Here is a 23,676-nt window from a genome sequence, read left to right on the forward strand (position 1 = left end):
GGAGGCAATCACGGCATCCGTACGCAGGACGGCTTCGAGCTTGGCGACCAGGTCACGCTTGACTTCGAGCTTCTCGACGATGGCCTCGAGCACCATGTCGCAGCCGGCCAGGTCTTCCAGCGCATTGCAGGGCAGCACGCGGGCCAGCGCGGCGGCGCCGTCCTCGGCGCTCATCTTGCCTTTTTCGGTCAGCTTGGCGAACGTATCCTGCAGGTATTGCCGGGCGGCTGCCACGGCTTGCGGGTTGGTGTCGTACAGGCGGACGGTCAGCCCGGCCTGCGCGGCGATCTGGGCAATGCCCCGGCCCATGGCACCGGTGCCGACGATGCCTAGCGAGTCAATGGTGAAAGTGCTCATAGTGCGTCCAGAAAAGTGTGGTTAAATTAGCACGATCGTACGTTTTTTGCATCATCCGCGACAGTGGGGCGATGCAGGCGGCGTGCGCTGATCGGCCAACGCGGACCGCCAGAGTCTGTCATGGCACACAATGCCTGCTTGCCTGTGTGTGGGCAGGGTACCTTAGCCCCTGATTTCATCGCGATCCACCCGGTGGGTTGCCAATCACGCCAATCACGCCATAACGAGGAGAGAGACGACATGCTGAAACTCTGTGGTTTTGCCGCCAGCAACTACTACAACAAGGTCAAGCTGGCCTTGCTGGAAAAGAACCTGCCGTTCGAGGAGGAGCTGGCCTGGATCGGCAAGACCGATCTCGAAGCCACCCCCCTGGGCAAGGTGCCCTACATGATCACCGATCACGGCCCGCTATGCGAGTCCGAAGTACTGGACGCCTACATCGAGGCGACCTACCCGCAAACGCCGCTGCTGCCCGCCAGCCCCTACGAGGCGGCCAAGGTGCGCGAGCTGGTGACCTTCCTGGAGCTGTACCTGGAGCTGACCGCGCGCGAGCTTTACGCTGAAGCGTTTTTCGGCGGCAAGGTCAGCGACGGCGTCAAGGAACGCCAGAAAAAGCTGCTGGAGCGCTATATCCCCGCCTTCGCCAAGCTGGCGAAGTTCTCGCCCTACCTGGCGGGCGACACCTTTACGCTGGCGGACTGCGCCGCGGTGGTGCACTTTCCGCTGATCTCGTCTTGCACCAAGATCATCTACGGTACGGACATGCTGGCCGACCTGCCGGTCAAGGAGTACCTCAAGCGCATGTCGGAGCGCCCGACGGTGCAAAAGGTGAATGAGGATCGCAAGGCGAATACCGAGCTGATGCTGAGCGGCCGGAAGTAAGCGAAGGGTTTGCACAAAGCAAAAAGAAAAGCGCCCGCGGCATGCCGCGGGCGCTTTTTTCGCTGGCCAGAGCGGTGCCTACAGCGCCTTCAACCGCGCCAGCGCCAGCGCCAGCGTCTCTTCCTTCTTGGCAAAGCAGAAGCGCACCACGCCGGACTCGCGCGGCTGGGAGTAGAAGGCCGAGACGGGGATCGCCGCCACGCCGATCTCGCGCGTGAGCCACATCGAGAAATCCGCCTCGCTCATGTCCGAGATGGCGGAGTAGTCCACGCACTGGAAGTAGGTGCCGTCCGACGGCAGCAGCTTGAAGCGCGTGCCGGCCAGCCCGGCGCGGAAGAAGTCGCGCTTGGCCTGGTAGAAGGTCGCCAGGTCCAGGTAGGGCGCCGGGTCCGCCATGTAGTCGGCCAGGCCATGTTGCACCGGGGTGTTCACCGTGAACACATTGAACTGGTGCACCTTGCGGAACTCGGCCGAGAGCGCGGCCGGCGCGGCCACATAGCCCACCTTCCAGCCAGTCACGTGGTAGGTCTTGCCGAAGCTCGATACCACGAAGCTGCGCCGTGCCAGCTCGGGGTGACGCGATACCGACTGGTGCGGCTGGCCGTCGAACACCATGTGCTCGTACACCTCGTCTGACAGCAGCAGGATGTCGGTGCCGGCCAGCAGTGCGGCCAGACGATCCATGTCGCCGGCGCGCCAGATGGTGCCGGTGGGGTTGTGCGGCGTGTTGATCAGCAGCATCCGCGTGCGCGGCGTGATCGCGGCGGCGAGGCGGTCAAAGGGGATGTGGAAGTGCGGCGCGTCAAGGGCCACCGACACGACCTTGCCACCGGCCATTTCGATCGCGGGGATGTAGCTGTCGTAGCAGGGTTCCAGCACGATCACTTCATCGCCCGGATGCACGGCGCACAGGATGGTGGTCAGGATGCCCTGGGTGGCGCCCGCGGTGACCGTGATCTCGCTGTCCCAGTCATAGGCATGGCCGTACAGCTTGCCGATCTTGCTGGCGATGGCCTGGCGCAGCTTGGGCACGCCCGCCATCGGCGGGTACTGGTTCAAGCCAGCGCGCATGGCGTGCGCGACGGCATCGACGATCTTCGGGTCGCAGTCGAAATCCGGGAAGCCCTGGCCGAGGTTGACGGCATTGCGCTCGGCGGCCAGCGCCGACATCACGGTAAAGATGGTGGTGCCGACCTTGGGCAGGCGCGAAGCCGGCGGCGTGAGGGGAGCAAGGGTGCCGGGCTGGGCGGAAAGGTTCGTGGGCATGGGAAGCTGCGTCAGGCTGGGCGGTCGGGATGGGCGGAAAACGATGCTGGCATTCTAGCGGGGATCGGCCGGCGCCTGTGCCGCGGCCTCCTCGCGCGCCGTCAGCCAGTTGGCGAAGGCCTGGGGCAGCAGGATATCCACGCCGCTCTGGCGGCGCAGGCGGCCTTTGAGCTTGAGCACGGCCTTGTCCTTGGAGACCAGGCAGGCGGCCTGGGCAAAGTGCGCCAGCTCGATGAACTTCTGGTCGTCGGTATCGCGGCAGCGCGGCAGGCGGGCCGCCGCGATGTCGGCTTCTTCCGGGATGGCGATGAGGGCGGTCAGCCGGTCGACAGTGGCCATGGCGGCGGGAATATCGACACCAAAATGGGCAAATTGCGGATAAGCCAGCACTCGGCGCAACTCCTCGCGGCAATCGGCGCGGATCACCGCGGCAATGGCGCCGGTGTCCAGCGCGGCCCGGATCGGTTCGACGTGCGGATCCGCAAAGACCAGCAGGTCGACCCAGATGTTGGAGTCGAGCACGACCCGCGGTGCCGGCGGGCCGGCGACGGGGTTGGCCTGTGGGGACGGCGGGGAATTGAGGGGTACTGCGGTAGAGTCGGGGTGCATTCGTTACAATCTGGCCTTTGTGTTTGCCGCGATTTTGCCATGCTCATCGTCTTGTCCCCTGCCAAGTCGCTCGACTACGAGACGCCCCCGCGTCTGAAGACCCATACGCTGCCCCGTTTTATCGACCGTTCGGCGGTGTTGATCGAGCGTCTGCGCAAGCTCGCGCCGCAGGATATCGGGGCGCTGATGGACATCTCCGACAAGCTCGCGGTGCTCAACGCCACCCGCTACGGCGACTGGTCGCCGGAATTTACCGCGGCCAACAGCAAGCAGGCCGTGCTCGCCTTCAACGGCGATGTGTACGAGGGGTTCGACGCATCCAGCCTGTCGGACGATGACCTTGGCTTCGCGCAGAAGCATGTGCGCATCCTGTCCGGCCTGTACGGCGTGCTGCGCCCGCTCGACTGGATGCAGCCCTACCGCCTGGAGATGGGCACGCGCCTGGACAACGTGGCGGGCAAGGATCTTTATGCGTTCTGGGGCGATGACGTCACGCAGTTGCTCAACGATGACTTCAAGGCACAGAAGGCAGAAGGCAGCCCGGCCCTGGTCAACCTGGCCTCCGAGGAATACTTCAAGGTGGTGCGCCCCAAGGTGCTTGGCGCCAGGATCGTCACGCCGGTGTTCGAGGACTGGAAGGGCGGCCGCTACAAGATCATTTCCTTCCACGCCAAGCGGGCGCGCGGCTTCATGGCCCGCTACGCGGTGACGCATCGCATCACCGAGCCGGCCAAGCTCAAGCGTTTCGCCGAGCATGGCTACGCCTTTGATGCCGCGGCATCCGACGACGCCCGCTGGGTCTTCCGCCGCCGCCTGGAAGACTGACGCACGCTGCGCCGGCTACGCCCTATCGCCCCCGAACCCAGTGCCAGGGATGGCCTACAGGCATCCCGGCCCGAACCCTCCGAGACGCCACATCATGAGTTCAGCCCTGCATATTTCCGCCAGCTTCGATTCGGGCGCGATTGAAGTCGAATCGCTTGCGCAGGCGAGCGACATCCGCCTGCGCATCCGGGCCGACTCGCATGCAGAGTTCCGCCAGTGGTTCCATTTCCGGCTGCAGGGCGCGGCTGGCCAGGCATGCCGCCTGCAGTTTCTCAATGCCGGCGACTGCACCTACCCCGACGGCTGGCGCGGCTACCAAGCCGTGGCCTCCTATGACCGCGCGCAATGGTTCCGCGTGCCGACCAGCTTCGATGGCAGCACCATGACGGTGGCCTTCACGCCCGAGCACGACAGCGTGTGGCTGGCCTACTTCGAGCCGTACTCCGAGGACCGCCACCTGTCCCTGCTAGCCACTTGCCAGCGTTCGCCGCTGGCGCGGCTGTCACACCTGGGCAGCACGGTGGATGGCCGCGACATGACCGCGGTCACGGTCGGCACGCCTGGCGACGGCAAGAAGGCCATCTGGATGATCGCGCGCCAGCATCCCGGCGAATCCATGGCGGAATGGTTCTGCGAGGGCGTGCTGCAGCGCCTGACGGGCACTGGCATGTGGGCCGGCGACCCCGTGGCGCGCCGCCTGCTGGAGCGCGCCGTGTTCCATATCGTGCCGAACATGAACCCCGACGGCTCGGCGCGTGGCAACCTGCGCACCAATGCGGCTGGCGCCAACCTCAACCGCGAATGGATGGCCCCCAGCGAGCAGACCAGCCCGGAGGTGTATCACGTGCGCCGTGCCATCGAGGCCACCGGCTGCGACATGTTCTTCGACATCCATGGCGACGAGGGCCTGCCCTATAACTTCGTCGCGGGCAGCGAGATGCTGCCCGGCTTTACCGAGGTGCAGAAGGCCGAGCAACTGCGTTTCATCGACGCGTTCAAGCGCGCCACGCCGGACTTCCAGGATGTGCACGGCTACGCCGCCAGCAAGTACAACCAGGACGCGCTCAAACTGGCCTCGAAGTACATCGGCCATACCTTTGGCTGCCTGTCGCTGACGCTGGAGATGCCATTCAAGGACAATGCCGACCAGCCCGATCCGGCGGTGGGCTGGAATGGCGCGCGCAGCGCCCTGCTGGGCGCTGCGATGCTGCAGGCGGTGCTGGCGCAACTGGGCTGAGGGCGCGATCTGGCACCTGGCCGCCACTCAGGTGGCCAGGTGCCGGGCGGCTCCATGCGCAGGGCTGGCAGCGCCTGGGCAGCACTCAGTGTGTCTTCTTGGTAGTCGACTTGCTGGTGGTCTTGGCGCTGCTGCTCTTCGCGGTCGATTTGCTGCTGCCCGACCTGGAAGAGGACGCGGTTGCCTTCGCGGACTTGCCCGAGTTGGACTTGCTTGCCTTGCTGCCCTTGCGGCCCTTGCCGCTGGTGGCTTGGCGCGTGCTGCTGCTGCGTACGGCGGGCGCGGCTGCCGGCTCGCTGATGACGGTGCCGCTGCCATCGAGCAATTCATAGGCCAGCATCATGCCGTCGGCATAGCCGCAGCGTACCTTGACCGGTTCCCACTGGGCTTCGGCGCGGCGCTTGTGGGCGGTCGCGGAAAATGTCACCACCGAGCTGACCGGCACCGCTTGCTTGCCTTGCGAGAAGCGGCCGTCCCATGGCTCGACGGTAGCCTGGCCGGCGCCGAGCGCGCCGGTGGGGATCTTCAAGGCGTCGTAGGTGGCCGAGCGGGGCACGACCCAGCTGGCGTGCGCGGCGCAATCGGCCACATCCGCGCTGGCGTTCTCCGTTTGCATCAGTTGCTCGCGCATCTGCGCACGGTACTCGGCCAGGCTCACGCGGCCTTGCGCGGGCAGGGTCACTGTCTTGGTGGGCGGTGCGGCGGTGGCGGGCGGGGTCGGCGCGGGGCGGGTGGATGCGGAGTTGGCAGCGGCTGCCGGGGTGGCGACGCTGGGGGACATCACGGCGTCGCGATCATTGAGCGGGGTATCGGCGCAGCCCACCAGGGCGATCGCACCTGCCACTGCAGCAGCGAGCGCACACAGCCGGCTGCTGAGGAGGTCAGAGATTCGTCGGATCACGGGATCGTCTTGCTTTGGAGCGTAAGGGGTTGGCAAAGGTCTGCCATGATAGAGGAAACCCATGCGGCAAAGTTCCGAAATCTCCCGACTTAAGGGTTCTACCCGAAGGGAATGCATGCCGGATGTGCAGCAGAGTGCAGCGCAGGGCAGTGTTTTGCCCGGCTGCACGGGCCGCCCGGGGATGGCGGCGCGAGGGGTGATGCAAGCGTGAGGCACGAGTGAGCCCGGCGCGGGTGCCGGTTGGGCCCGCCACGCAATGCGCGGCGGGCCTCCCAGTGTTCAACGCCCTCAAATGCGAAAACGCTGAACCCGCTCAGATTGTCTTGACGAAGGCCTTGAGGTCGTCCAGCAGCGCGTTGAGGTCTGCCTTCAGCTTGCCGAAGCCCGCGTTGTGCACCAGGCCGACTTCGTCCATGTACAGCTTGCGGTTGATCTCAAGCTGCAGGCTGTGGCGCTTTTGCGCCGGCTGGCCCACCACGCGCACGATTTCCACGCCCTTGTAGGGGTGGTTGCGCCAGACGTCGTAGCCCATCTCCTTGAGCACGCCTTCCACGCGGTCCGTGAAGCGCGTGTCACAGGTGGTGCCGTCGCGGTCGCCCACCACGAAGTCCGGATGCTGCAGCCCGGGATGCTCGGTGGCGTACTGCGCCGCCTGGCTGGGCATCGAGTGACAGTTGATGTGCCAGGCGCTGCCGTGCGTGGCGATGGCCTGGTCGGCCAGCTTTTGCAGTTGCGCGTAGTAGGGCAGGTAGTACTGCGCAATGCGCGCCTGCACCTCGGCCACGCTCAGCTTGCGGTCGTAGATGGCCTCGCCGGTATCCAGCACGCGCCACACCAGGCCCTTGCCAAGACGGGTCTTGGAGGTTTCCTGGCGCGGGCCGGGCCAGGGCGCGTCGAGCACGGCTTCATCGATTTCCTCGATGCCGCGGTTGGCATCGAGGTAGCTGCGCGGGAAGCCCGCGCACAGCAGCGCAATGCCGCGTGCGGGAGCGTCGGCGTACAACTCGTCGACGAAGGTGTCTTCGGCCTGGCGCAGCAGCGGCAGGGGCAAGCCGGCCGCCGGCCGGAAATCGGCCGGGTAGCTGGTAGCGCTATGCGGCGAATCGAGAAAGAGCGGGCTGCTCTCGCCTTGCGGCAGTTGCAGGAGGTAAGGGCTGAGCCCGGTCTTTCGGTCTGCTTCCGTCATGATGTGCGTCGTTTAATCCAGGGTGATCTTGGCTGCGGCGGCGATGCGCTTGTTCTTCGCCACTTCGGACTTGATCTGCGCGGCGAATTGCGCCGGCGTGTTGCCAACCGGCACCGCGCCCAGCTTCTCCAGCTTAGCCTTTACTTCTGGCAGCGCCAGTACCTTGACGGTGGCGTCGTGCAGCTTGGCTTGCACGTCGGCGGGCAGGTTGGCCGGTGCGATCAGGCCAAACCAGGCGGCGTCGTTGACTTCAGGCAGGCCGAGTTCGGCAAATGTCGGCACGTTGGGCAGGGCCGGCACGCGCTTGGGCGAGGCCACGGCCAGGGCGCGCAGCTTGCCGCCTTCGATGAACGGCAGCGAGGACGGCAGGTTGTCGAACAGCACCTGCACCTGGTTGGCCAGCGCGTCGTTGAGCGCCGGGCCCACGCCCTTGTAAGGTACGTGCAGCAGCTCGGTCTTGCTGCTCATCTTGAACAGCTCGCCCATCATGTGCGAGACGCTGCCGTTGCCGGCCGAGCCGTAGGCCATCTTGTTCGGCTGGGCCTTGGCCAGCGCGATGAAGGCCTTCATGTCGTTGGCCTTCACCGCCGGGTTGATGCTCATCACGTTGGGCACCGAAGCCAGGTTGGTGATGGTGGTGAAGTCCTTGGTGGCGTCGTACGACAGGCGCGGGTACACGGCCGGGTTGATACCGTGCGTGGACGCGGTGGCGATGCCCAGGGTGTAGCCGTCCGGCGCGGCCTTGGCCAGGTAACCGGTACCAATGCTGCCGCCGGCGCCGCCGCGGTTGTCCACCACCACGGTCTGGCCCAGTTGCTGGCCGAGCTTGTCGGCCACGATGCGCGCCACGATGTCGGTGGTGCCACCTGCCGGGAACGGCACAACCAGCGAGATCGGCTTGGTCGGGTACGTGCCCTGGGCAGCGGCCGACAGCGACAGGCCGGCGGCGGCGGCGCCAGTGGCGGCGGCAAGGAGGCGGAGCATGTTACGGCGTTGCATGGTTCGGTTCCTGAATGGAGGGAGGAGAGAAGGAGAGCGATTAAAGCGGTGAAAGCGGTGAAAGCGCGGAAAAGAAAGGCTTCCCTGATTCTGCTTGTTCGTGCAGGCACACCGCAAACGAAATAAAATCGTGCGATCATTCCGTTTGGTAGTGAAGTAAGGGGTTATCTATGCGACGCTTATGTCCGTCGCTGACTGAATTGCAGGCCTTCGAGGCTGCCGCACGCTACAACAGCTTCACCACCGCGGCGCGGGAGCTCCACGTCACCCAGGGTGCCGTGAGCAAGCAGGTGCGCAGCCTGGAGGCCTTCCTTGGCGTGGAACTGTTCGAGCGCGTGCGCCAGCGCCTGATGCTGACCGATGCCGGCCAGCGCTACCTGGACCGCATCCGCCCGAGCCTGACCGAGATCGAGGCCGCCACGGTGGAGTTGATCGCCAAGCAGGGCCGCGGCGGCACCCTGCATATCGCCAGCATGCCCACGCTGGGCGCCAAGTGGCTGATTCCGCGCTTGCCGCAATTCTTCGAGAAGCATCCCGACGTCAGCCTTGAATTCGTGCCGCACGCGCAGGGCTACGACTTTTCCCAGCCCGACCTCGATGCCGCCATCCGCTTCGGCGACGGCATGTGGCCCGGCAGCCTTGCCGACTACATGACTGGCCGCGAAGTGCTTCCCGTGTGCCGCCCGGCCCTGCTGGCCGGCGAGCCGGAAGGCATGGCGCGCGTGCCCTCGGCGCTGCTGCGTTTTCCCCTGCTGCATCACACCACCGTACCCGAAGCCTGGCCCGACTGGTTCGCCGAGCTTGGCGTGGCGACCCGCAAGGCGTGGAGCGGCGCGCGCTTCGACCAGTTCTCGCTGCTGACGCAGGCGGCGATGTCGGGGCTCGGCATCGCGCTGATCCCGCGCTGCCTGATCGAGGAGGAACTCGCCACCGGCGTGCTGGTGGTGGCGCATCCGGCGCGGGTGCTGAGCAAGAAGGGCTACTACCTTTGCTATCCCGAGCAGAAACAGCATCTGCCGGCGCTGCAGACCTTTCGCCAGTGGGTGATGGAAGGCGTCGACGTGGTGGCGTGAGCCGCGCGCCGCCGCTGTAATCAAAACTTACGCTTTTCCGCGACGGTTTTTTCCACCCGCCTGCGTTTAAGAGACATGACAGACATGAATGACAAGCCTGCGTGCAAACCGCGCCAGGCTGTGGATCATGGACTGGAGGCTCTCATGCGCAGACCAATGCCCCTCTCATCTCGCCTTATCCGCCTGGGCGTCGCCGTGACGGCGGCGTTCGCGCTGGCGCCGGCATTCGCTCAAACCATCGTGATTGCACCCGCGGCGCCCCCGCCGATGCGCCAGGAGGTCCTGCCGCCCGCGCGCGGCGGCTATGTCTGGGATCCGGGCCACTGGCAATGGCGCAATGGCGCCTACGTCTGGGTGGGCGGCCATTGGCGCCCGGCCAGGGCGGGCTACCGCTGGGTGCCGGGGCACTGGATGGCGCGTGGTCCGCAATGGCGCTGGGTCGAAGGGCATTGGGCGCGGTGACCGGCGCGACCGCCGTGCGCGGCACGACATTCGTCAAGTGCGATGGCAGTAACCACAGCAAGGGGTAACCGATGAAAAGCCTTCTGATCGCGGCGCTTCTCGCCGTCACGTTGTCCGGCTGTGTGATCGTGCCGGCCCGGCCCGCTTATTACCACTATCGCGCGCCGGTTTTTGTTTACTGACGAGGCAAGCCGCGCCCGCCCCAGGGGGGCGCGGCATATGAGAAGGACGAACCGGCAACGCGGAACCACACCCATTGAGCGACACAGATCCGGACGATGCGCTGCTGGCGCGGGTCGGCAGGCATGATGCAGCCGCGGTGCGCGAGATGGTTTCGCGCAAGCTGCCGCGCGTGCTGGCGCTGGCCACGCGCATGCTGGGCGACCGCGGCGAAGCGGAAGACGTGGCGCAGGAAGTCTTCGTGCGGTTGTGGAAGCAGGCCGCGCGCTGGCAACCCGGGCGGGCGCGCTTTGACACCTGGCTGCATCGTGTGGCGCTGAACCTTTGCTACGACCGCTTGCGCGGCGTGCGCGAGCAGGCCATGGAGCCGGCGCCCGAGCAGGCGGCGCCCGGGGCTGGGCCCGAGGAAGCGCTGGATGCGGCGGCGCAGGGCGCGCGCGTAGGCGCGGCGCTGGCGAAGCTGCCCGCGCGCCAGCGCGAGGCGCTGGTGCTGCAGTATTACCAGGAGTTGCCCAATGGCGAGGCCGCCGCGCTGATGGGCATCAGTATCGAGGCGCTGGAAAGCTTGCTCGCTCGCGCACGCCGCAACCTGCGCGATTTGCTCATGCAAGACGGCCATCATGAGGATTTGCGATGACACCCGAGAGATTTCGCGCACTGACCGAGAGCTATGGCGCCGATCCGGCACGCTGGCCCGAAGGGGAGCGCGCCGCGGGCCAGGCCATGGCTGCCGCGCCCGGGCATCGTGGCGCGCTGGCCGAAGCCGCCGCGCTCGACCGCTTGCTGGCCGCGCATCAGGTGGCCGCCCCGGAGATGGCGTTGCAGCGCCGCATTGCCGCGAGCGCGCCCGCGCCGCGCGCGCCGTGGTGGTGGTCCGGGCTAGGGCTGGCCGGCGTCGGCCTGGCCGGCACCTTGGCGGGCGCGTTGCTGGTCTCGGCCGTGCTGGCCACGGTGCCGGCGCCGGCCGCTATCGATCTGCCCTACGCCCCGACCGGCTTTGGTGGCATGGCGCATAACGGGAGCGAGGAATGAACGAGCGTACGCCGAAGCGGCTCAAGGTAGCGCTGGCGGTCTCCGTGCTGGTCAACGTGTTCCTGCTGGGCGCGATTGGCGGTGGCGGCTATCGCTGGTACGCCGTGGAGCGCCAAGCGGCCGCGCAGCCGCGCGGCCTGCGCTTTGCCGCCGACGGGCTGGAGGCCGAGCAGCGCAGGCAATTCCTGCAAGGCTTGCGCGCGGCGCGCCGTGCCGCGGCGTCGGACGTGGACGCCGCGCGCGACGGACGCCACCAGGTGGAGCAATTGCTGCGGCAGCCGCAGTTCGAGCGCGACGCGCTGGCGGCGGCATTGGCCCGCACGCGCGAGGCCGATGCCGCGGTGCGTGCCCGCCTGGAAAGCAGCGTGGTGGATTTCGCCGCCACGCTGTCGCCCGAGGAGCGGCAGACTCTGGCCGATGCACTGGTCCAGCGCGGCCCGCTGCGCACCGGCCAGGCGCGGCCCGCGAAGGCGGCGCCATGATGCGGCGATCGACCACGACAACGATGGCAATGGCAATGGCGATAGCGACAAAGCCAACAGGCACTTCCCAGGGGAGCAACGCATGACAAACACCGCCATGACGGCTGCGGCTGTCGCGGTCAACCGGTTCGGGCTGGGCGCGCGCCCGGACGAGCCGCTGCCGGCCGATCCGCGTGGCTGGCTGCTGGGCCAGTTCGCGCACTACGAGGCCAGGCCCGCGGCCTGGAGCGCGCAGCCGGACACGGCCGCGCTGGCCGGCGAGTTCGGCGCCCAGCAGCGCGAGGTGCGCCAGGCGCAGGCCGATGCGAAGACCGCGGCACGCCAGCAATTGCAGCGCGAGACGCGCGAGGCCTATCGCGATGCCGTCGACGCGCGCGTGGCTAGTGCGCTGGTGACGCAAGCGCCGTTTGTCGAGCGGCTGGTGCATTTCTGGTCCAACCACTTCGCGGTCTCGGTGGAGAAGCCGGCCGTCGCCGCGCTGGCCGGCGCCTTCGAGGCCGAGGCGATCCGCCCGCATGTGCTCGGACGCTTCGAGGACATGCTGGTCGCGGTGGAGCGCCATCCCGCCATGCAAGTCTTCCTGGACCAGGTCCGCTCGATCGGCCCCGGCAGCATGGCCGCGCTGGTGGCTGCGCAGCGCGCACCCGAGCGCCAGCTCGGATTGAACGAAAACCTCGCGCGTGAAATCATGGAGCTGCATACGCTCGGCGTGCGCAGCGGCTACCAGCAGGCCGACGTGACCGAGTTCGCGCGTGCGCTGACCGGCTGGAGCATCGGCGGCCTGGGCGCGCGCGACGACGGCGAGCCCGGGCGCTTCCAGTTCCGCGCGCGCGTGCATGAGCCTGGCACCCGCACTATCCTCGGCCGCAGCTACCCGCAGCAGGGCGAGGCGCAGGCGCTGGCCGTGCTGCATGATCTTGCACAGAGCGAGGCCACGGCCAATCACCTGGCCACCAAGCTGGTGCGCCACTTCGTTGCCGATGCGCCGCCGCCCGCGCTAGTGGCGCGCGTGTCGCAGGCGTACCTGCGTAGCGGTGGCGCGCTGCCCGAGATGTACCGCGCGCTGGTGCAGTCGCCCGAGGCCTGGGCCAGCGAGCCGGCAAAATTCAAGACGCCGTGGGAGTGGACCCTTTCCTCCCTGCGCGGGTTGGGTCTGCGCGAGGCGGGCGCACAGCACTTCGCGCCCATGCTGACCCAGCTCGGACAGCCGGTCTGGCGCCCGGGCTCGCCAGCGGGCTACGACGACATTGCCGCAAGCTGGGCCGCACCCGATGCGCTGGTGCGCCGGGTTGAGCTGGCGCAGCGGCTGGCCGCACGCGTCGGCGACCGGATCGACGCGCGCGAGCTCGGCCCCAAGCTGCTTGCGGGCACGCTGTCGGCACCAACCGCTGCCGCCATCGCGCGTGCCGAAAGCGCGCAGACCGCACTGGCCTTGCTGCTGGTGTCGCCCGATTTTCAACGGAGGTGATTGTCATGTTTTCCCGCCGAGATTTCCTCCGCGCGACGGGCGGTGCCGCCGCCATGCTTGCGTTGCCGCGCCTCACGCTCGCCAGCGTCGATTCCGATCGCCGCTTCGTCTTCGTCATCCAGCGCGGTGCCGCCGATGGCCTGAACACGGTCATTCCCTACGCCGATCCTGGTTACGCCCGCCTGCGTGGCGCGCTGGCCATCGATGCGGCGCAAGCCACCAAGCTCGATGGCACGTTCGCGTTGCATCCCGCGCTGACGGAAACGGCACGGATGTACGCCGCCGGGCAGGCGCTGTTCGTGCAGGCGGTAGCATCGCCATATCGCGAGCGTTCGCACTTCGACGGCCAGAACGTGCTGGAGACCGGCGGCGCCGCGCCTTACCAGGTGAAAGATGGCTGGATGAACCGGCTGGTGAGCCTGCTGCCCAAGCGGCCCGAGAATGCCATTGCCTTCGCGCCCACGGTGCCGGCGGCGCTGCGCGGGCCGGTGGAGGTCGGCTCCTATGCGCCATCGGCACTGCCGTCAGCACCTGATGACCTGCTCGCGCGCGTCGGCCAGCTCTACGAGATGGATCCGCAATTGCATCCGCTCTGGAACGCGGCCATGCAGGCACGCGGGCTGGCAGGCGACGCCGGTGCACGCCAGGACCCGGCCAGCCTCGGCCGTCTCGCCGCCGGCTTCCTGGCGCGCGCGGACGGGCCGCGCATTGCCATGATCGAGACCGGCGGCTGGGATACGCACAGCGCGCAAGCGCCACGCCTGGCGGCCCGCCTCAAGGCCCTGGACACCATGCTGGCAGCACTGCGCGACGGGCTGGGCCCGTCATGGGAGCGCACCACCGTGCTGGTGGCCACGGAGTTCGGGCGCACCGCCGCTGCCAACGGCACCGGCGGCACCGATCACGGCACCGGCGCGGCGGCGATGTTGCTGGGCGGCGGGGTCAAAGGCGGGCGCGTGCTGGCCGACTGGCCGGGGCTGGCGCAGGGATCGCTTTACCAGGGGCGCGACCTGGCGCCGACCACGGAACTGGATGGGTTGATCGCCGCGGCAGCGGCACAGAGCTTCGGGCTGGATAGCGAGCGCGTGGCGCGCACGCTGTTCGGGCGCGGGCGGGGGGGAGGGGGCGAGCAGGGGGGAATGCTGGGCGGACTGCTGCGCGCCTGAAACACAGGGGCAGCAGTCCAGACCCGGTGGCGTTACTTGGAGAGCAGGCGCATCGCCTGCTCCAGTCCGCCGAGCGTGACCGGATACATGCGCGACTTCATGATCTGGTTGATCACCGTGACCGACTGCCGGTATTGCCACAGGCCTTCGGGTTCGGGGTTGAGCCAGACGAAGCGCGGGAACTGCTCGATCAGGCGGTTGAGCCATACCGCCCCGGCTTCGGGGTTGTTGTACTCCACCGAGCCCCCGGGCTGCAGGATCTCATACGGGCTCATGGTGGCATCGCCGACAAAGATCACCTTGTAGTCCGGCGTGTACTTGTGGATCAGGTCCCACGTGGCGATCTTCTCCGCATGGCGGCGGCGATTGTTCTTCCAGACGTAGTCATACACGCAGTTGTGGAAGTAGTAATACTCCAGGTGCTTGAACTCGGTCTTGGTGGCCGAGAACAATTCCTCCACGCGCTTGATGTGGTCGTCCATCGAGCCGCCGACGTCCATCAGCATCAGCACCTTGACCTTGTTGTGGCGCTCCGGGCGCAGCTTGATGTCGAGCAGGCCGGCATTGGCGGCGGTGGAGTGGATGGTGTCGTCCAGGTCCAGCTCGGTTTCCGCGCCTTCGCGCGCGAAACGGCGCAGGCGGCGCAGCGCCACCTTGATATTGCGCGTGCCGAGTTCGACCTGGTCGTCGTAGTCCTTGTAGGCGCGGGTTTCCCACACCTTGATGGCGGTGCGGTTGCCCTTGGACGGGCCGCCGATGCGGATGCCTTCCGGGTTATAGCCGCCGTGCCCGAACGGCGAGGTGCCGCCGGTACCGATCCACTTGTTGCCGCCCTCGTGTTTTTCCTTTTGCTCGTCGAGCAGCTGCTTGAGCCGCTCCATCAGCTTGTCGAGGCCCCCCATGGCTTCGATCTTGGCCTTTTCCTCGGCCGAGAGCTCGCGCTCCAGCGTCTTTTGCAGCCAGTCCAGGGGGATGTCGGATTTCCAGTCGACCAGGCTTTCGATGCCCTTGAAGTAGGCGGCAAAGGTCTGGTCGAACTTGTCGAAGTGCTTCTCGTCCTTGACCAGCGTCATGCGCGACAAGTAGTAGAACTCGTCGATCGACGGCGTGATCACCTCGGCCTTGAGCGCTTCCAGCATGGTCAGGTATTCCTTGACCGAGACGGGCAGCTTGGCGTGGCGCAGCGAGAAGAAAAAATCGATCAGCATGGTGGGCTCGCTTAGAGTTTCCCGGAGCGGGTGCGGCGGTTTGCGTGCAGGTTCACGAGGCGCGCCCCGGCAGGTCCAGGCGGTATTGCAGGTGGCGCTTCACCGTCGGCCATTCGCTGGCGATGATGGAGAACACCACGGTATCGCGCAGCGAACCGTCGGGCATGCGCTGGTGGTTGCGCAGCACGCCGTCCTGCTTGGCGCCAAGCCGGGCGATGGCGGTGCGGCTCTGGTGGTTCATCCAGTGCGTGCGGAATTCCACGGCGATGCATGCCAGCTGCTCGAACGCGTGCGTGAGCAGCATCAGCTTGCATTCGGTGTTCACGGCGCTGCGCTGCACGCGCTGCGCATGCCAGGTATGGCCGATCTCCAGGCGCCGGTTGGCGCCGTCGACATTGAAGTAACGCGTCGCGCCCACCACCGCGCCCGGCACGCCGTCGCGGACTTCGCGGATCACAAACGGCATCGCGCCCTGCTGCTCGCGCATTAGCAGCGCGGTGTCGGTCCACGCGCGCACCTGGTCCGGCGCCGGCACCGAGGTGTACCAGAGCTTCCACAGCTCACCATCGGCGACGGCGGCCTGTACCTCGGCCTCATGCTCCGGGCGCAGCGGCTCCAGCAAGGCGTGCTGGCCGCGCAGGGTGACGGGTTCGATAAAGCGTGCCATGGCGCGGCGCTCAGCGGTTGGCGCGGTTCATGAAGACGAGACGCTCGAACAGGTGCACGTCCTGCTCGTTCTTCAGCAGCGCGCCATGCAGCGGCGGGATCGCGGCCTTCTTGTCCGGGCTCTTGAGCGCTTCGGGCGGGATGTCCTCGGCCATCAGCAGCTTGAGCCAGTCGATCAGTTCCGACGTGGAGGGTTTCTTCTTCAGGCCCGGCAGGTTGCGCATCTCATAGAACGATTCGAGCGCCGCGGCTACCAGCTCGCGCTTGATGCCGGGATAGTGCACGTCGACGATGCGCTGCATGGTCTCGGCGTCGGGGAACTTGATGTAGTGGAAGAAGCAGCGGCGCAGGAAGGCGTCGGGCAGCTCCTTCTCGTTGTTCGAGGTGATGATCACCAGCGGGCGGTGGCGCGCCTTGACCAGCTCGCGCGTCTCGTACACATAGAATTCCATGCGGTCGATTTCACGCAGCAGGTCGTTCGGGAATTCGATGTCGGCCTTGTCGATCTCGTCGATCAGCAGCACCACTTGCTGGTCGGCCTCGAAGGCCTGCCAAAGCACGCCCTTGATGATGTAGTTGCGGATGTCGTGGACGCGGTCGTCGCCGAGCTGCGAATCGCGCAGGCGCGACACCGCGTCGTATTCATACAGGCCCTGCTGCGCCTTGGTGGTGGACTTGATGTGCCACTGCAGCAGGGGCATGCCGAGCGCCGCGGCCACCTCCTCGGCCAGCATGGTCTTGCCGGTGCCGGGCTCGCCCTTGATCAGGAGCGGGCGCTGCAGGGCGCGGGCGGCATTGACGGCCAGCTTGAGGTCATCGGTGGCGACGTATTGCTGCGTGCCTTCGAAACGGTTTTGCTGGTTCTGGCTGGCGTTGGTGGTGTTGGACATGGGGCAACCTGAAGGGGTTTGTGCGTGTCGGAATTGGCCAGTATAAAAGAGCTTTTCGGTTCGCGTGTGGCTCGCCGTGCCATGCTGGACTGCCACGTGCAGCGTGCTGTACAATGCGGCGGTTTGACGCGCCCCCCACGTCCAAGACTCCACCCCCCTCGCTTTGTCCGCCTTGTCACTCCCGCGGTCCTTGCCGGGAGGCGGCGATGACAAGAGATGGTTACAGAATGAGGCGGAGACAACGCCGAGATGCACCGGCAGCGCTTACCACGGCGCCCGGGTATCCGGCCCACGCTGGCAGCACCGCATCTACCCGCGGGCAGATACGGTCCGGCCGGACGCATTCTGAAGCCATTTCCGACCGGTTGGGCAGGTCACGCAGGGTTTAACACTTCCAATCAGCTACGACAATGAAAAAGCTCCTCACGATGGTGGTGCTGGGCGCGGCCGCAACGGCTGCGCAAGCCCAGGAAGTCAAGGGCAATGTGGACGCCGCCAAAAACAAGGTCGCGATGTGTATTGGTTGCCATGGGATTCCCGGCTATCGCGCCTCCTTCCCCGAGGTGTACCAGGTGCCCCTGCTCGGCGGCCAGAACGCCAAGTACATCGAAAATGCGCTCAAGGAATACCAGAAGGGCGACCGCAAGCACCCGACCATGCGTGGCATTGCCGCGACCCTGACCGACCAGGACATCGCCGACGTGGCTGCCTACTACGCGCAGCAGTCTTCCAGCACGCAAAACAACACCCAGAAGTAAGAGGACCCACCCATGAATACGCTTAAGACGCTTTCGCTCGCGATCGGCGCACTCGTGCTGGGCGCCTCGGCCATCACCGCCTCGGCTGCCGACCTCGCGCGCGGCAAGGCGCTGGTGGAGAAGGGCAACTGCGCGGCCTGCCACGGCGCCGGCTTGAATGCCCCGATCACCCCGGATTACCCGAAGCTGGCCGGCCAGCATGCCGACTACCTGTACCACGCGCTGGCTGCCTACCAGATCACCACCAACCCGCAGGTGGGCCGCTCCAACGCCATCATGGCTGGCCAGGTCAACGCCAACCCCGGCGTGACGGGCAAGGATGGCAAGCCGCGTCCCTTCACCCGGGATGAGCTGAAGGATATCGCCGCCTACATCGAATCGTTGCCGGGCGGCCTGGTCCTGAAGAAGTAAGCCAGACGGCGCCGGCCCAGGCCGCGCGCGGGTCTGGAACAAGAAAAAGCCGCTGATCCCAGCGGCTTTTTCTTTGCCCGCGCGCCCGGTGCGCAAGCGCCCCGGGCCGCGTCAGGCGGCTCAGTTGCCGGTGCCCTTGGCCAGGCGGCGTGCCTTGACGGCGCTGGCCAGGGTTTCGAGCACCTTTACCGAATCGTCCCAGCCGATGCAGGCATCGGTGACCGACTGGCCGTAGGTGAGGTCTTCCACCGGCGTGCCCTGGGCGTGGTCCTGGCGGCCGCCCACCAGGTGGGATTCCACCATCACGCCGACGATGCGCTCGTCGCCCGCGGCCATCTGGCGGCCGATGTCCTCGCAGACCGGGATCTGGTTCTCGTGTTTCTTGCTGCTGTTGGCGTGCGAGGCATCGATCATCAGGCGCGCGGCCAGGCCGGCCTTGGAGATCGCTTCGCAGGCTTCCTGCACGCTGGCGGCATCATAGTTAGGCGCCTTGCCGCCGCGCAGGATGATGTGGCAATCCTCATTGCCCGAGGTTGACACGATGGCGGAGTGCCCGCCCTTGGTCACCGACAGGAAATGGTGGGGCTGCGAGGCGGCCTTGATCGCATCGACAGCGATCTTGACGTTGCCATCGGTGCCGTTCTTGAATCCGACCGGGCACGACAGTCCGGAGGCGAGCTCCCGGTGCACCTGGCTTTCCGTGGTGCGTGCGCCGATGGCACCCCAGCTGACCAGGTCGGCGATGTATTGCGGGCTGATCATGTCGAGGTATTCGGTACCGGTCGGCACGCCCAGCTCGCTGATGTTCAGCAGCAGTTCGCGCGCGGTGCGCAAGCCGTCGTTGATCTTGAAGCTGCCGTCCATGTGCGGGTCGTTGATCAGGCCCTTCCAGCCCACAGTGGTGCGGGGCTTTTCGAAATACACCCGCATCACGACTTCCAGCTCCCCGGCGAAACGGTCACGCTGGACCTTGAGCAGCTTGGCGTACTCGAGCGCGGCGCGGGTGTCGTGGATGGAGCAGGGGCCGATGATCACGATCAGGCGGTCATCCATGCCGTGCAGGATCCGGTGCATGGACTGGCGCGCGCCATAGATCACGTCGGACGCCTTTTCGGAGCAGCCGAACTCGCGGATCAGGTGCGCCGGAGGCAACAATTCCTTGAGTTCGCGAATGCGCAGGTCGTCGGTGTTCTTCAGCATGATGGCTCCGGATTTTGTAGGGTCGTGTGTTTGGGGTGTCTGGGCTAGAGCTGGGTGCGGGCCGGTATAAAAAAAGCCGCCAGGTTCGCTGGCGGCTTTTTTTGAATTCTGGAGGCACTTACGATCGTCCCTCTCCATCCGCCAGCGGTGCGAGATCGCTAAAAAAGTAAAAATAAAACTTAGCGGACATGGATGGGATGCGGCTCAAATGGCGTCGGTTATTTGCGGCAATGCGTCACGAGATGGCAGAAAATTGCGCCGGCCTTGCCAATTCTGCCGGCTGAGGCCGTTGACCATCGGGTAACGAAGCATCTTTATAGCGCGTTTTAAGGGGCTTGGCAAGCGTCCGGCATTGGACTGGCCACAATTTCCGGCCGTTCCATGGCGGCGCCCGGATCCAGTTCCAGCCCGCGCATCACAGCGGCGGTGCGGTTCTCCACGCCCAGCTTCACGTACACATGCTGGAGGTGCTTTTGCACCGTGCGGGCGCTGATGCCGAGCATGCCCGCAATTTCGCGGTCCGTCTTGCCGTGCGCCAGCCAGCGCAGCACCTGCTGCTCGCGCGCGGTCAGCCTGGCGAGCATGGAGAGCGCCTGGCCATCCTGGCAGCGGCTGGATGTGAGCATTGCGGCGGCTTTGGGTAGCGCGCGGGTACGCAATGCTGCGTATTGGCGCCTTCCCGTGCGTGAACCAACATGAATGAGGCCAGTATAGGCGTCGCCAGCGCGCACCGCAGTGCGGCGGCGGCGCCTGCACCGGTTTGCCCGGGGGGAAGACAGGCGAACGCGGCGTGCCGGGCGGCTCGGGCACGCGGGGCTGAGGCGAGGGGGAGGGAAACATCATGGCGATCGATGAGGGGAGGCTAAACGCCTTCATGGGGCAGTTCGTCCAGGATCTGGGCGCGGTGATGCATGCAGCCACCATCGTGGTCGGCGATACGCTTGGCCTGTACAAAGCCTTGGCCGAGAAACCGATGACAGTGCAGGTGCTGGCCGAGAAAACCCATACCGATGAGCGCTATCTGCTCGAGTGGTTGTCCGCACAGGCGGCCAGCGGCTATGTCGCGTACGACCCGGCCACCGATCTGTTCAGCCTGACCGAGGAGCAGGCCTTCGCGCTGGCGCAGGAGGGCAGCCCCGCCTTTATTCCAGGCGCCTTCCAGATCGCCGTCGCGCAGTTCAAGGCGATTCCCAAGATCGTGGACGCCTTTCGCAACGGGCGCGGGCTGGGCTGGCATGAACACGATCCGTCACTGTTTCACGGCACCGAGCGGTTTTTCCGTCCGGGCTATGCGGCGCACCTGACGGCGGAATGGATTCCCGCGCTAGAGGATGCGCAGGCCAGGCTGCAGGCTGGCGCTCGCGTGGCCGACGTGGGCTGCGGGCATGGCGCCTCCACCATCATCATGGCGCAGGCGTATCCGGCATCGGAGTTCTACGGCTTTGACTACCACGAGCCGTCGATCCGCTTTGCCACCGAGGCGGCGGCGCGCGCCGGCGTGCAGGACCGCGTGCATTTCGAGGTGGCAAAAGCCAAGGAGTATGGCGGCAAGGATTACGACCTGGTGGCCGTGTTCGACTGCCTGCACGACATGGGCGATCCGGTAGGCGCCGCCGCGCATGTGCGCGAGACCTTGCGCCCGGACGGCACCTGGATGATCGTCGAGCCTTTCGCCAACGACCGGCTCGAAGACAACCTGAACCCGGTCGGGCGGGTGTTTTACTCGGCCTCGACCTTCATTTGCACGCCAGCGTCGCGCTCGCAGGAGGTGGGCCTGTGCCTGGGCGCCCAGTCGGGCGAGGCACGCATGCGATCGGTGGTGCAGCAGGGCGGGTTTTCGCGTTTTCGCCGGGCGGCGCAAACGCCGTTCAACCTGATCTACGAGGCGCGGCCCTGAACGGCTAGGGACCGCGCCCGACCTGCCCGACCAGCGGGACGGCAATCAGGCCGTGCCGCCCACCGTCATGTTCTCGATGCGCAGGGTCGGCTGGCCCACGCCCACCGGCACGCTCTGGCCTTCCTTGCCGCACACGCCCACGCCCGAGTCCAGGCGCATGTCGTTGCCGATCATGGTGACGTCCTTGAGCGATTCCGGGCCGTTGCCGACCAGCGTGGCGCCCTTGACCGGGGCGGTGATCTTGCCGTCCTCGACCAGGTAAGCCTCGCTGGCGGAGAAGACGAATTTGCCGTTGGTGATGTCGACCTGGCCGCCGCCGAAGTTGACCGCGTAGAGGCCGCGCTTGACGCTGGCGATGATCTCCTGCGGGTCGCGGTTGCCATTGAGCATGTAGGTGTTGGTCATGCGCGGCATCGGCAGCGCAGCGTAGCTCTCGCGGCGTGCGTTGCCGGTTACCGGCATCTTCATCAGGCGCGCGTTGAGCGTGTCCTGGATATAGCCCTTGAGGATGCCGTCCTCGATCAGCGTGGTGCACTGGGTCGGGTTGCCCTCGTCGTCGAGGTTGAGCGAGCCGCGGCGGTTGGCCAGCGTGCCGTCGTCCACCACCGTCACGCCCTTGGCCGCCACGCGCTCACCCATGCGGCCGGCGAAGGCCGACGAGCCCTTGCGGTTGAAGTCGCCTTCCAGGCCATGGCCGATGGCCTCGTGCAGCAGCACGCCGGGCCAGCCCGGGCCGAGCACGACGGTCATCGCACCGGCGGGAGCCGGACGCGCCTCGAGGTTGACGAGCGCCGAGGCCACGGCCTCGTCCACGTACTGGCGCAGCAGCTCATCGGTGAAATAGCCGTAGGCATAGCGCCCGCCGCCGCCGGAGGAGCCGATCTCGCGGCGTCCGTTCTGCTCGGCGATCACCGTGACGGAGACCCGCACCAGCGGGCGCACGTCGGCGGCGATGATGCCGTCGCTGCGCGCCACCAGCACCACATCGTATTCGCCGGCCAGGCCTGCCATCACCTGCACCACGCGCGGGTCCTTGGCGCGGGCCATGCGTTCCACGCGCTCGAGCAGCGCCACCTTTTCGGCGGCGTCCATCGAGTCCAGCGGGTCATTGGGCGAGTACAGGTTGCGCCCGCCCTGGGAGGCCATCTTGCTCGCCACCTTGACGCGGCCGCTGCCAGCGCGGCCGATGGTGCGGGTTGCTGCGCCGGCCTTGAGCAAGGCGTCCAGGCTGATGTCGTCGGAGTAGGCAAAGGCGGTCTTGTCGCCGGACACGGCGCGCACGCCAACGCCCTGGTCGATGCTGAAGCTGCCCGACTTGACGATGCCTTCTTCCAGGCTCCACGCCTCGTTGCGGGTGTACTGGAAGTAGAGGTCGGCGTAGTCGACCTTATGCGTGAAGATGTCCGCCAGCACGCGCTGCAGATTGGTTTCGTCCAGGCCGTAGGGCGCCAGCAGCAACTGCTGGGCGGTGGCGAGGTTGCGGATTCCGAGGTCGCCGGCGTTCATGGTTGTCCTTTATCGTCGTGCCGCGGTGGCGAAATGACGCCGCCGCGTAAAAATCTGGGATGCTGGCGATTCCCGGGAATCGGGGAATCGGGGAATCGGCCAGGTCATTGCTTGTACATGCTACAGCACCCGATGGCGCAGCGCAGGCAGGTTCTGCCGCACCTCGTCCAGGCGCGCGGGGTCGATCAGCCCGCTCACCACGCCTTCGCCTTCCGGCAGCACCGCCATCACCTCGCCCCAGGGATCGATCAGCATCGAGTGGCCCCAGGTGCGCCGTCCGTTCTCGTGCTTCCCGCCCTGTGCGGCGGCCAGCACATAGCACTGGTTTTCGATGGCGCGGGCGCGCAGCAGGATCTCCCAGTGTGCCTGGCCGGTGGTGTAGGTGAAGGCGGCCGGCATCAAAATCAAGCTGGTGCCGCCGCTCTCGGCGAGCTGGCGGTAGAGCTCCGGGAAGCGCAAGTCATAGCAGACCGACATGGCGACCCGTCCACAGGGCGCCTCGAAGCTGACCGGGGTCTGGCCGGCCAGGATGGTACGCGATTCGTCGTAGCTTTCAGTGCCGCGCGTGAAGCCGAACAGGTGGATCTTGTCGTAGCGCGCCACGCGTTCGCCGCGCGGGTCGTAGACGAGCGACGTGTTGTAGACGCGGGCCTCGTCCTCGCACCACAAGGGCAGGGTGCCGCCGACCAGCCAGATCCGGTGGCGGCGCGCGGCATCGGCCAGGAATGACTGGATCGGCCCGTCGCCGTCGCGCTCGCGGATCGCCACCTTGTCGCCTTCGCGCAGGCCCATCATGCAGAAGTACTCCGGCAGCAGCACCAGTTCGGCGCCGCCCTTGGCGGCCTGCGCGATCAGCGCGTCGGCGCGGGCCAGGTTGGCCTCGGGCGAAACCCCGCTGATGGTCTGGATGGCAGCGACGCGAAAAGGGGTCGCGCCGTGGGCCGAGCTAGGGGCTGCGCTGGGTGCTGATGCGGAGGCATTTGCGGTCATGAAGCGGTTTCCTTGGCTTGCGGCG

General features: G+C 66.6%; 26 protein-coding genes. 13 read left to right on the top strand and 13 right to left on the bottom strand.

All coding sequences use genetic code 11. The features are described 5' to 3' along the window. A partial coding sequence (locus tag AC07XB_RS18975; RefSeq protein ID WP_492829469.1) for a 3-hydroxyacyl-CoA dehydrogenase NAD-binding domain-containing protein occupies positions 1 to 357 on the bottom strand: 357 nt, incomplete at its 3' end. 240 nt (positions 358 to 597) lie between these two features. Between AC07XB_RS18975 and AC07XB_RS18980 the strand changes: the two genes are divergently transcribed. Then, positions 598 to 1,239: a glutathione S-transferase gene (locus AC07XB_RS18980; protein WP_492376477.1), complete on the top strand. Its 642-nt coding sequence runs from the start codon at positions 598 to 600 to the stop codon at positions 1,237 to 1,239. Positions 1,240 to 1,317: 78 nt separating this feature from the next. On the opposite strand, the gene AC07XB_RS18985 is transcribed toward AC07XB_RS18980, so the two are convergent. After that, positions 1,318 to 2,505, bottom strand: coding sequence for a pyridoxal phosphate-dependent aminotransferase (locus AC07XB_RS18985; RefSeq protein ID WP_492829467.1), 1,188 nt, complete (start codon positions 2,503 to 2,505; stop codon positions 1,318 to 1,320). Between the two features lie 54 nt (positions 2,506 to 2,559). Next, positions 2,560 to 3,114, bottom strand: a complete 555-nt coding sequence (locus tag AC07XB_RS18990; protein WP_492829465.1) for a putative toxin-antitoxin system toxin component, PIN family — start codon at positions 3,112 to 3,114, stop codon at positions 2,560 to 2,562. Between the two features lie 39 nt (positions 3,115 to 3,153). On the opposite strand from AC07XB_RS18990, the gene yaaA reads away from it, so the two are divergent. Further along, positions 3,154 to 3,939: a peroxide stress protein YaaA gene (gene yaaA / locus AC07XB_RS18995; protein WP_253932713.1), complete on the top strand. Its 786-nt coding sequence runs from the start codon at positions 3,154 to 3,156 to the stop codon at positions 3,937 to 3,939. A 94-nt stretch (positions 3,940 to 4,033) separates the two neighbouring features. Further along, the gene (locus AC07XB_RS19000; protein WP_492376473.1) at positions 4,034 to 5,176 is read left to right on the top strand and encodes a M14 family metallopeptidase; all 1,143 of its coding nucleotides are present in this window, start codon (positions 4,034 to 4,036) and stop codon (positions 5,174 to 5,176) included. 85 nt (positions 5,177 to 5,261) lie between these two features. On the opposite strand, the gene AC07XB_RS19005 is transcribed toward AC07XB_RS19000, so the two are convergent. The 3 genes from AC07XB_RS19005 to AC07XB_RS19015 form a co-directional block, all read right to left on the bottom strand. After that, positions 5,262 to 6,077, bottom strand: a complete 816-nt coding sequence (locus AC07XB_RS19005; RefSeq protein WP_492829463.1) for a BspC domain-containing protein — start codon at positions 6,075 to 6,077, stop codon at positions 5,262 to 5,264. Positions 6,078 to 6,390: 313 nt separating this feature from the next. Next, positions 6,391 to 7,263, bottom strand: coding sequence for an N-formylglutamate amidohydrolase (locus tag AC07XB_RS19010; protein WP_492829461.1), 873 nt, complete (start codon positions 7,261 to 7,263; stop codon positions 6,391 to 6,393). A 12-nt stretch (positions 7,264 to 7,275) separates the two neighbouring features. After that, positions 7,276 to 8,262: a tripartite tricarboxylate transporter substrate binding protein BugE gene (locus AC07XB_RS19015; protein ID WP_150983798.1), complete on the bottom strand. Its 987-nt coding sequence runs from the start codon at positions 8,260 to 8,262 to the stop codon at positions 7,276 to 7,278. 170 nt (positions 8,263 to 8,432) lie between these two features. On the opposite strand from AC07XB_RS19015, the gene gcvA reads away from it, so the two are divergent. The 7 genes from gcvA to AC07XB_RS19050 all read left to right on the top strand — a co-directional run bounded on the left by gcvA (position 8,433) and on the right by AC07XB_RS19050 (position 14,125). Then, entirely contained in the window at positions 8,433 to 9,335 is a 903-nt protein-coding gene (gene gcvA / locus AC07XB_RS19020) for a transcriptional regulator GcvA (RefSeq protein ID WP_441633559.1), read from the top strand. 156 nt (positions 9,336 to 9,491) lie between these two features. Further along, complete coding sequence (locus AC07XB_RS19025; RefSeq protein ID WP_492829459.1) at positions 9,492 to 9,797, top strand: YXWGXW repeat-containing protein; 306 nt, start codon at positions 9,492 to 9,494, stop codon at positions 9,795 to 9,797. Between the two features lie 256 nt (positions 9,798 to 10,053). Then, entirely contained in the window at positions 10,054 to 10,614 is a 561-nt protein-coding gene (locus AC07XB_RS19030; protein WP_492829457.1) for an RNA polymerase sigma factor, read from the top strand. Next, complete coding sequence (locus tag AC07XB_RS19035; protein WP_492807813.1) at positions 10,611 to 11,009, top strand: hypothetical protein; 399 nt, start codon at positions 10,611 to 10,613, stop codon at positions 11,007 to 11,009. Before AC07XB_RS19030 ends, AC07XB_RS19035 begins: the two co-directional genes overlap by 4 nt. Next, positions 11,006 to 11,491 carry a periplasmic heavy metal sensor gene (locus AC07XB_RS19040; protein ID WP_174422869.1) on the top strand — a complete coding sequence of 162 codons (486 nt, stop codon included), beginning with the start codon at positions 11,006 to 11,008 and terminating at the stop codon, positions 11,489 to 11,491. The genes AC07XB_RS19035 and AC07XB_RS19040 overlap by 4 nt, the downstream gene beginning before the upstream one ends. A gap of 82 nt (positions 11,492 to 11,573) precedes the next feature. Further along, complete coding sequence (locus AC07XB_RS19045) at positions 11,574 to 12,959, top strand: DUF1800 domain-containing protein (protein ID WP_492829455.1); 1,386 nt, start codon at positions 11,574 to 11,576, stop codon at positions 12,957 to 12,959. A gap of 5 nt (positions 12,960 to 12,964) precedes the next feature. Next, complete coding sequence (locus AC07XB_RS19050; RefSeq protein ID WP_492387124.1) at positions 12,965 to 14,125, top strand: DUF1501 domain-containing protein; 1,161 nt, start codon at positions 12,965 to 12,967, stop codon at positions 14,123 to 14,125. A 32-nt stretch (positions 14,126 to 14,157) separates the two neighbouring features. On the opposite strand, the gene AC07XB_RS19055 is transcribed toward AC07XB_RS19050, so the two are convergent. From AC07XB_RS19055 to AC07XB_RS19065, 3 genes are read right to left on the bottom strand one after another with little or no spacing between them, the layout of a single operon-like run. Beyond that, positions 14,158 to 15,333 (bottom strand): vWA domain-containing protein, encoded by a 1,176-nt coding sequence (locus AC07XB_RS19055; RefSeq protein ID WP_006156773.1) that lies wholly within the window; start codon positions 15,331 to 15,333, stop codon positions 14,158 to 14,160. A gap of 52 nt (positions 15,334 to 15,385) precedes the next feature. After that, the gene (locus tag AC07XB_RS19060) at positions 15,386 to 16,000 is read right to left on the bottom strand and encodes a GNAT family N-acetyltransferase (protein ID WP_492375773.1); all 615 of its coding nucleotides are present in this window, start codon (positions 15,998 to 16,000) and stop codon (positions 15,386 to 15,388) included. Positions 16,001 to 16,010: 10 nt separating this feature from the next. Next, positions 16,011 to 16,889, bottom strand: coding sequence for an AAA family ATPase (locus AC07XB_RS19065; RefSeq protein ID WP_043344836.1), 879 nt, complete (start codon positions 16,887 to 16,889; stop codon positions 16,011 to 16,013). 410 nt (positions 16,890 to 17,299) lie between these two features. Here AC07XB_RS19065 and AC07XB_RS19070 point away from each other — a divergent pair, with 410 nt between their 5' ends. Next, on the top strand, positions 17,300 to 17,647 hold the full coding sequence (locus tag AC07XB_RS19070) for a c-type cytochrome (RefSeq protein ID WP_043344837.1): 348 nt from the start codon (positions 17,300 to 17,302) through the stop codon (positions 17,645 to 17,647). 12 nt (positions 17,648 to 17,659) lie between these two features. Further along, entirely contained in the window at positions 17,660 to 18,058 is a 399-nt protein-coding gene (locus AC07XB_RS19075; RefSeq protein ID WP_441633577.1) for a c-type cytochrome, read from the top strand. A gap of 120 nt (positions 18,059 to 18,178) precedes the next feature. Here the strand turns inward: AC07XB_RS19075 and aroG are convergent, their stop codons facing one another. Together aroG and AC07XB_RS19085 are read right to left on the bottom strand one after the other, a co-directional pair. Then, on the bottom strand, positions 18,179 to 19,258 hold the full coding sequence (aroG, locus tag AC07XB_RS19080) for a 3-deoxy-7-phosphoheptulonate synthase AroG (protein ID WP_416048049.1): 1,080 nt from the start codon (positions 19,256 to 19,258) through the stop codon (positions 18,179 to 18,181). Positions 19,259 to 19,584: 326 nt separating this feature from the next. After that, entirely contained in the window at positions 19,585 to 19,884 is a 300-nt protein-coding gene (locus AC07XB_RS19085) for a helix-turn-helix domain-containing protein (RefSeq protein ID WP_492375772.1), read from the bottom strand. Positions 19,885 to 20,099: 215 nt separating this feature from the next. Here AC07XB_RS19085 and AC07XB_RS19090 point away from each other — a divergent pair, with 215 nt between their 5' ends. Then, the gene (locus AC07XB_RS19090) at positions 20,100 to 21,155 is read left to right on the top strand and encodes a class I SAM-dependent methyltransferase (protein ID WP_492375771.1); all 1,056 of its coding nucleotides are present in this window, start codon (positions 20,100 to 20,102) and stop codon (positions 21,153 to 21,155) included. Between the two features lie 45 nt (positions 21,156 to 21,200). On the opposite strand, the gene tldD is transcribed toward AC07XB_RS19090, so the two are convergent. Both tldD and AC07XB_RS19100 read right to left on the bottom strand, forming a co-directional pair. Further along, positions 21,201 to 22,661: a metalloprotease TldD gene (tldD, locus tag AC07XB_RS19095; protein WP_492829452.1), complete on the bottom strand. Its 1,461-nt coding sequence runs from the start codon at positions 22,659 to 22,661 to the stop codon at positions 21,201 to 21,203. Between the two features lie 120 nt (positions 22,662 to 22,781). Continuing rightward, positions 22,782 to 23,651, bottom strand: a complete 870-nt coding sequence (locus tag AC07XB_RS19100) for a carbon-nitrogen hydrolase family protein (protein ID WP_492375769.1) — start codon at positions 23,649 to 23,651, stop codon at positions 22,782 to 22,784. Between the last annotated feature and the right edge of the window lie 25 nt (positions 23,652 to 23,676).

Source organism: Cupriavidus sp. GW821-FHT02F09, from assembly GCF_059421605.1.

Coding starts and splice junctions, on each gene's coding strand:
- aroG (WP_416048049.1), bottom strand. CDS start 19,258: ATGCTGAAGAACACCGACGACCTGCGCATTCGCGAACTCAAGGAATTG.
- AC07XB_RS19040 (WP_174422869.1), top strand. CDS start 11,006: ATGAACGAGCGTACGCCGAAGCGGCTCAAGGTAGCGCTGGCGGTCTCC.
- AC07XB_RS19060 (WP_492375773.1), bottom strand. CDS start 16,000: ATGGCACGCTTTATCGAACCCGTCACCCTGCGCGGCCAGCACGCCTTG.
- AC07XB_RS18985 (WP_492829467.1), bottom strand. CDS start 2,505: ATGCCCACGAACCTTTCCGCCCAGCCCGGCACCCTTGCTCCCCTCACG.
- AC07XB_RS18980 (WP_492376477.1), top strand. CDS start 598: ATGCTGAAACTCTGTGGTTTTGCCGCCAGCAACTACTACAACAAGGTC.
- AC07XB_RS19000 (WP_492376473.1), top strand. CDS start 4,034: ATGAGTTCAGCCCTGCATATTTCCGCCAGCTTCGATTCGGGCGCGATT.
- AC07XB_RS19085 (WP_492375772.1), bottom strand. CDS start 19,884: ATGCTCACATCCAGCCGCTGCCAGGATGGCCAGGCGCTCTCCATGCTC.
- AC07XB_RS19070 (WP_043344837.1), top strand. CDS start 17,300: ATGAAAAAGCTCCTCACGATGGTGGTGCTGGGCGCGGCCGCAACGGCT.
- yaaA (WP_253932713.1), top strand. CDS start 3,154: ATGCTCATCGTCTTGTCCCCTGCCAAGTCGCTCGACTACGAGACGCCC.
- AC07XB_RS19090 (WP_492375771.1), top strand. CDS start 20,100: ATGGCGATCGATGAGGGGAGGCTAAACGCCTTCATGGGGCAGTTCGTC.
- AC07XB_RS19065 (WP_043344836.1), bottom strand. CDS start 16,889: ATGTCCAACACCACCAACGCCAGCCAGAACCAGCAAAACCGTTTCGAA.
- gcvA (WP_441633559.1), top strand. CDS start 8,433: ATGCGACGCTTATGTCCGTCGCTGACTGAATTGCAGGCCTTCGAGGCT.
- AC07XB_RS19075 (WP_441633577.1), top strand. CDS start 17,660: ATGAATACGCTTAAGACGCTTTCGCTCGCGATCGGCGCACTCGTGCTG.
- tldD (WP_492829452.1), bottom strand. CDS start 22,661: ATGAACGCCGGCGACCTCGGAATCCGCAACCTCGCCACCGCCCAGCAG.
- AC07XB_RS19055 (WP_006156773.1), bottom strand. CDS start 15,333: ATGCTGATCGATTTTTTCTTCTCGCTGCGCCACGCCAAGCTGCCCGTC.
- AC07XB_RS19100 (WP_492375769.1), bottom strand. CDS start 23,651: ATGACCGCAAATGCCTCCGCATCAGCACCCAGCGCAGCCCCTAGCTCG.
- AC07XB_RS19050 (WP_492387124.1), top strand. CDS start 12,965: ATGTTTTCCCGCCGAGATTTCCTCCGCGCGACGGGCGGTGCCGCCGCC.
- AC07XB_RS19035 (WP_492807813.1), top strand. CDS start 10,611: ATGACACCCGAGAGATTTCGCGCACTGACCGAGAGCTATGGCGCCGAT.
- AC07XB_RS18990 (WP_492829465.1), bottom strand. CDS start 3,114: ATGCACCCCGACTCTACCGCAGTACCCCTCAATTCCCCGCCGTCCCCA.
- AC07XB_RS19015 (WP_150983798.1), bottom strand. CDS start 8,262: ATGCAACGCCGTAACATGCTCCGCCTCCTTGCCGCCGCCACTGGCGCC.
- AC07XB_RS19025 (WP_492829459.1), top strand. CDS start 9,492: ATGCCCCTCTCATCTCGCCTTATCCGCCTGGGCGTCGCCGTGACGGCG.
- AC07XB_RS19045 (WP_492829455.1), top strand. CDS start 11,574: ATGACAAACACCGCCATGACGGCTGCGGCTGTCGCGGTCAACCGGTTC.
- AC07XB_RS19010 (WP_492829461.1), bottom strand. CDS start 7,263: ATGACGGAAGCAGACCGAAAGACCGGGCTCAGCCCTTACCTCCTGCAA.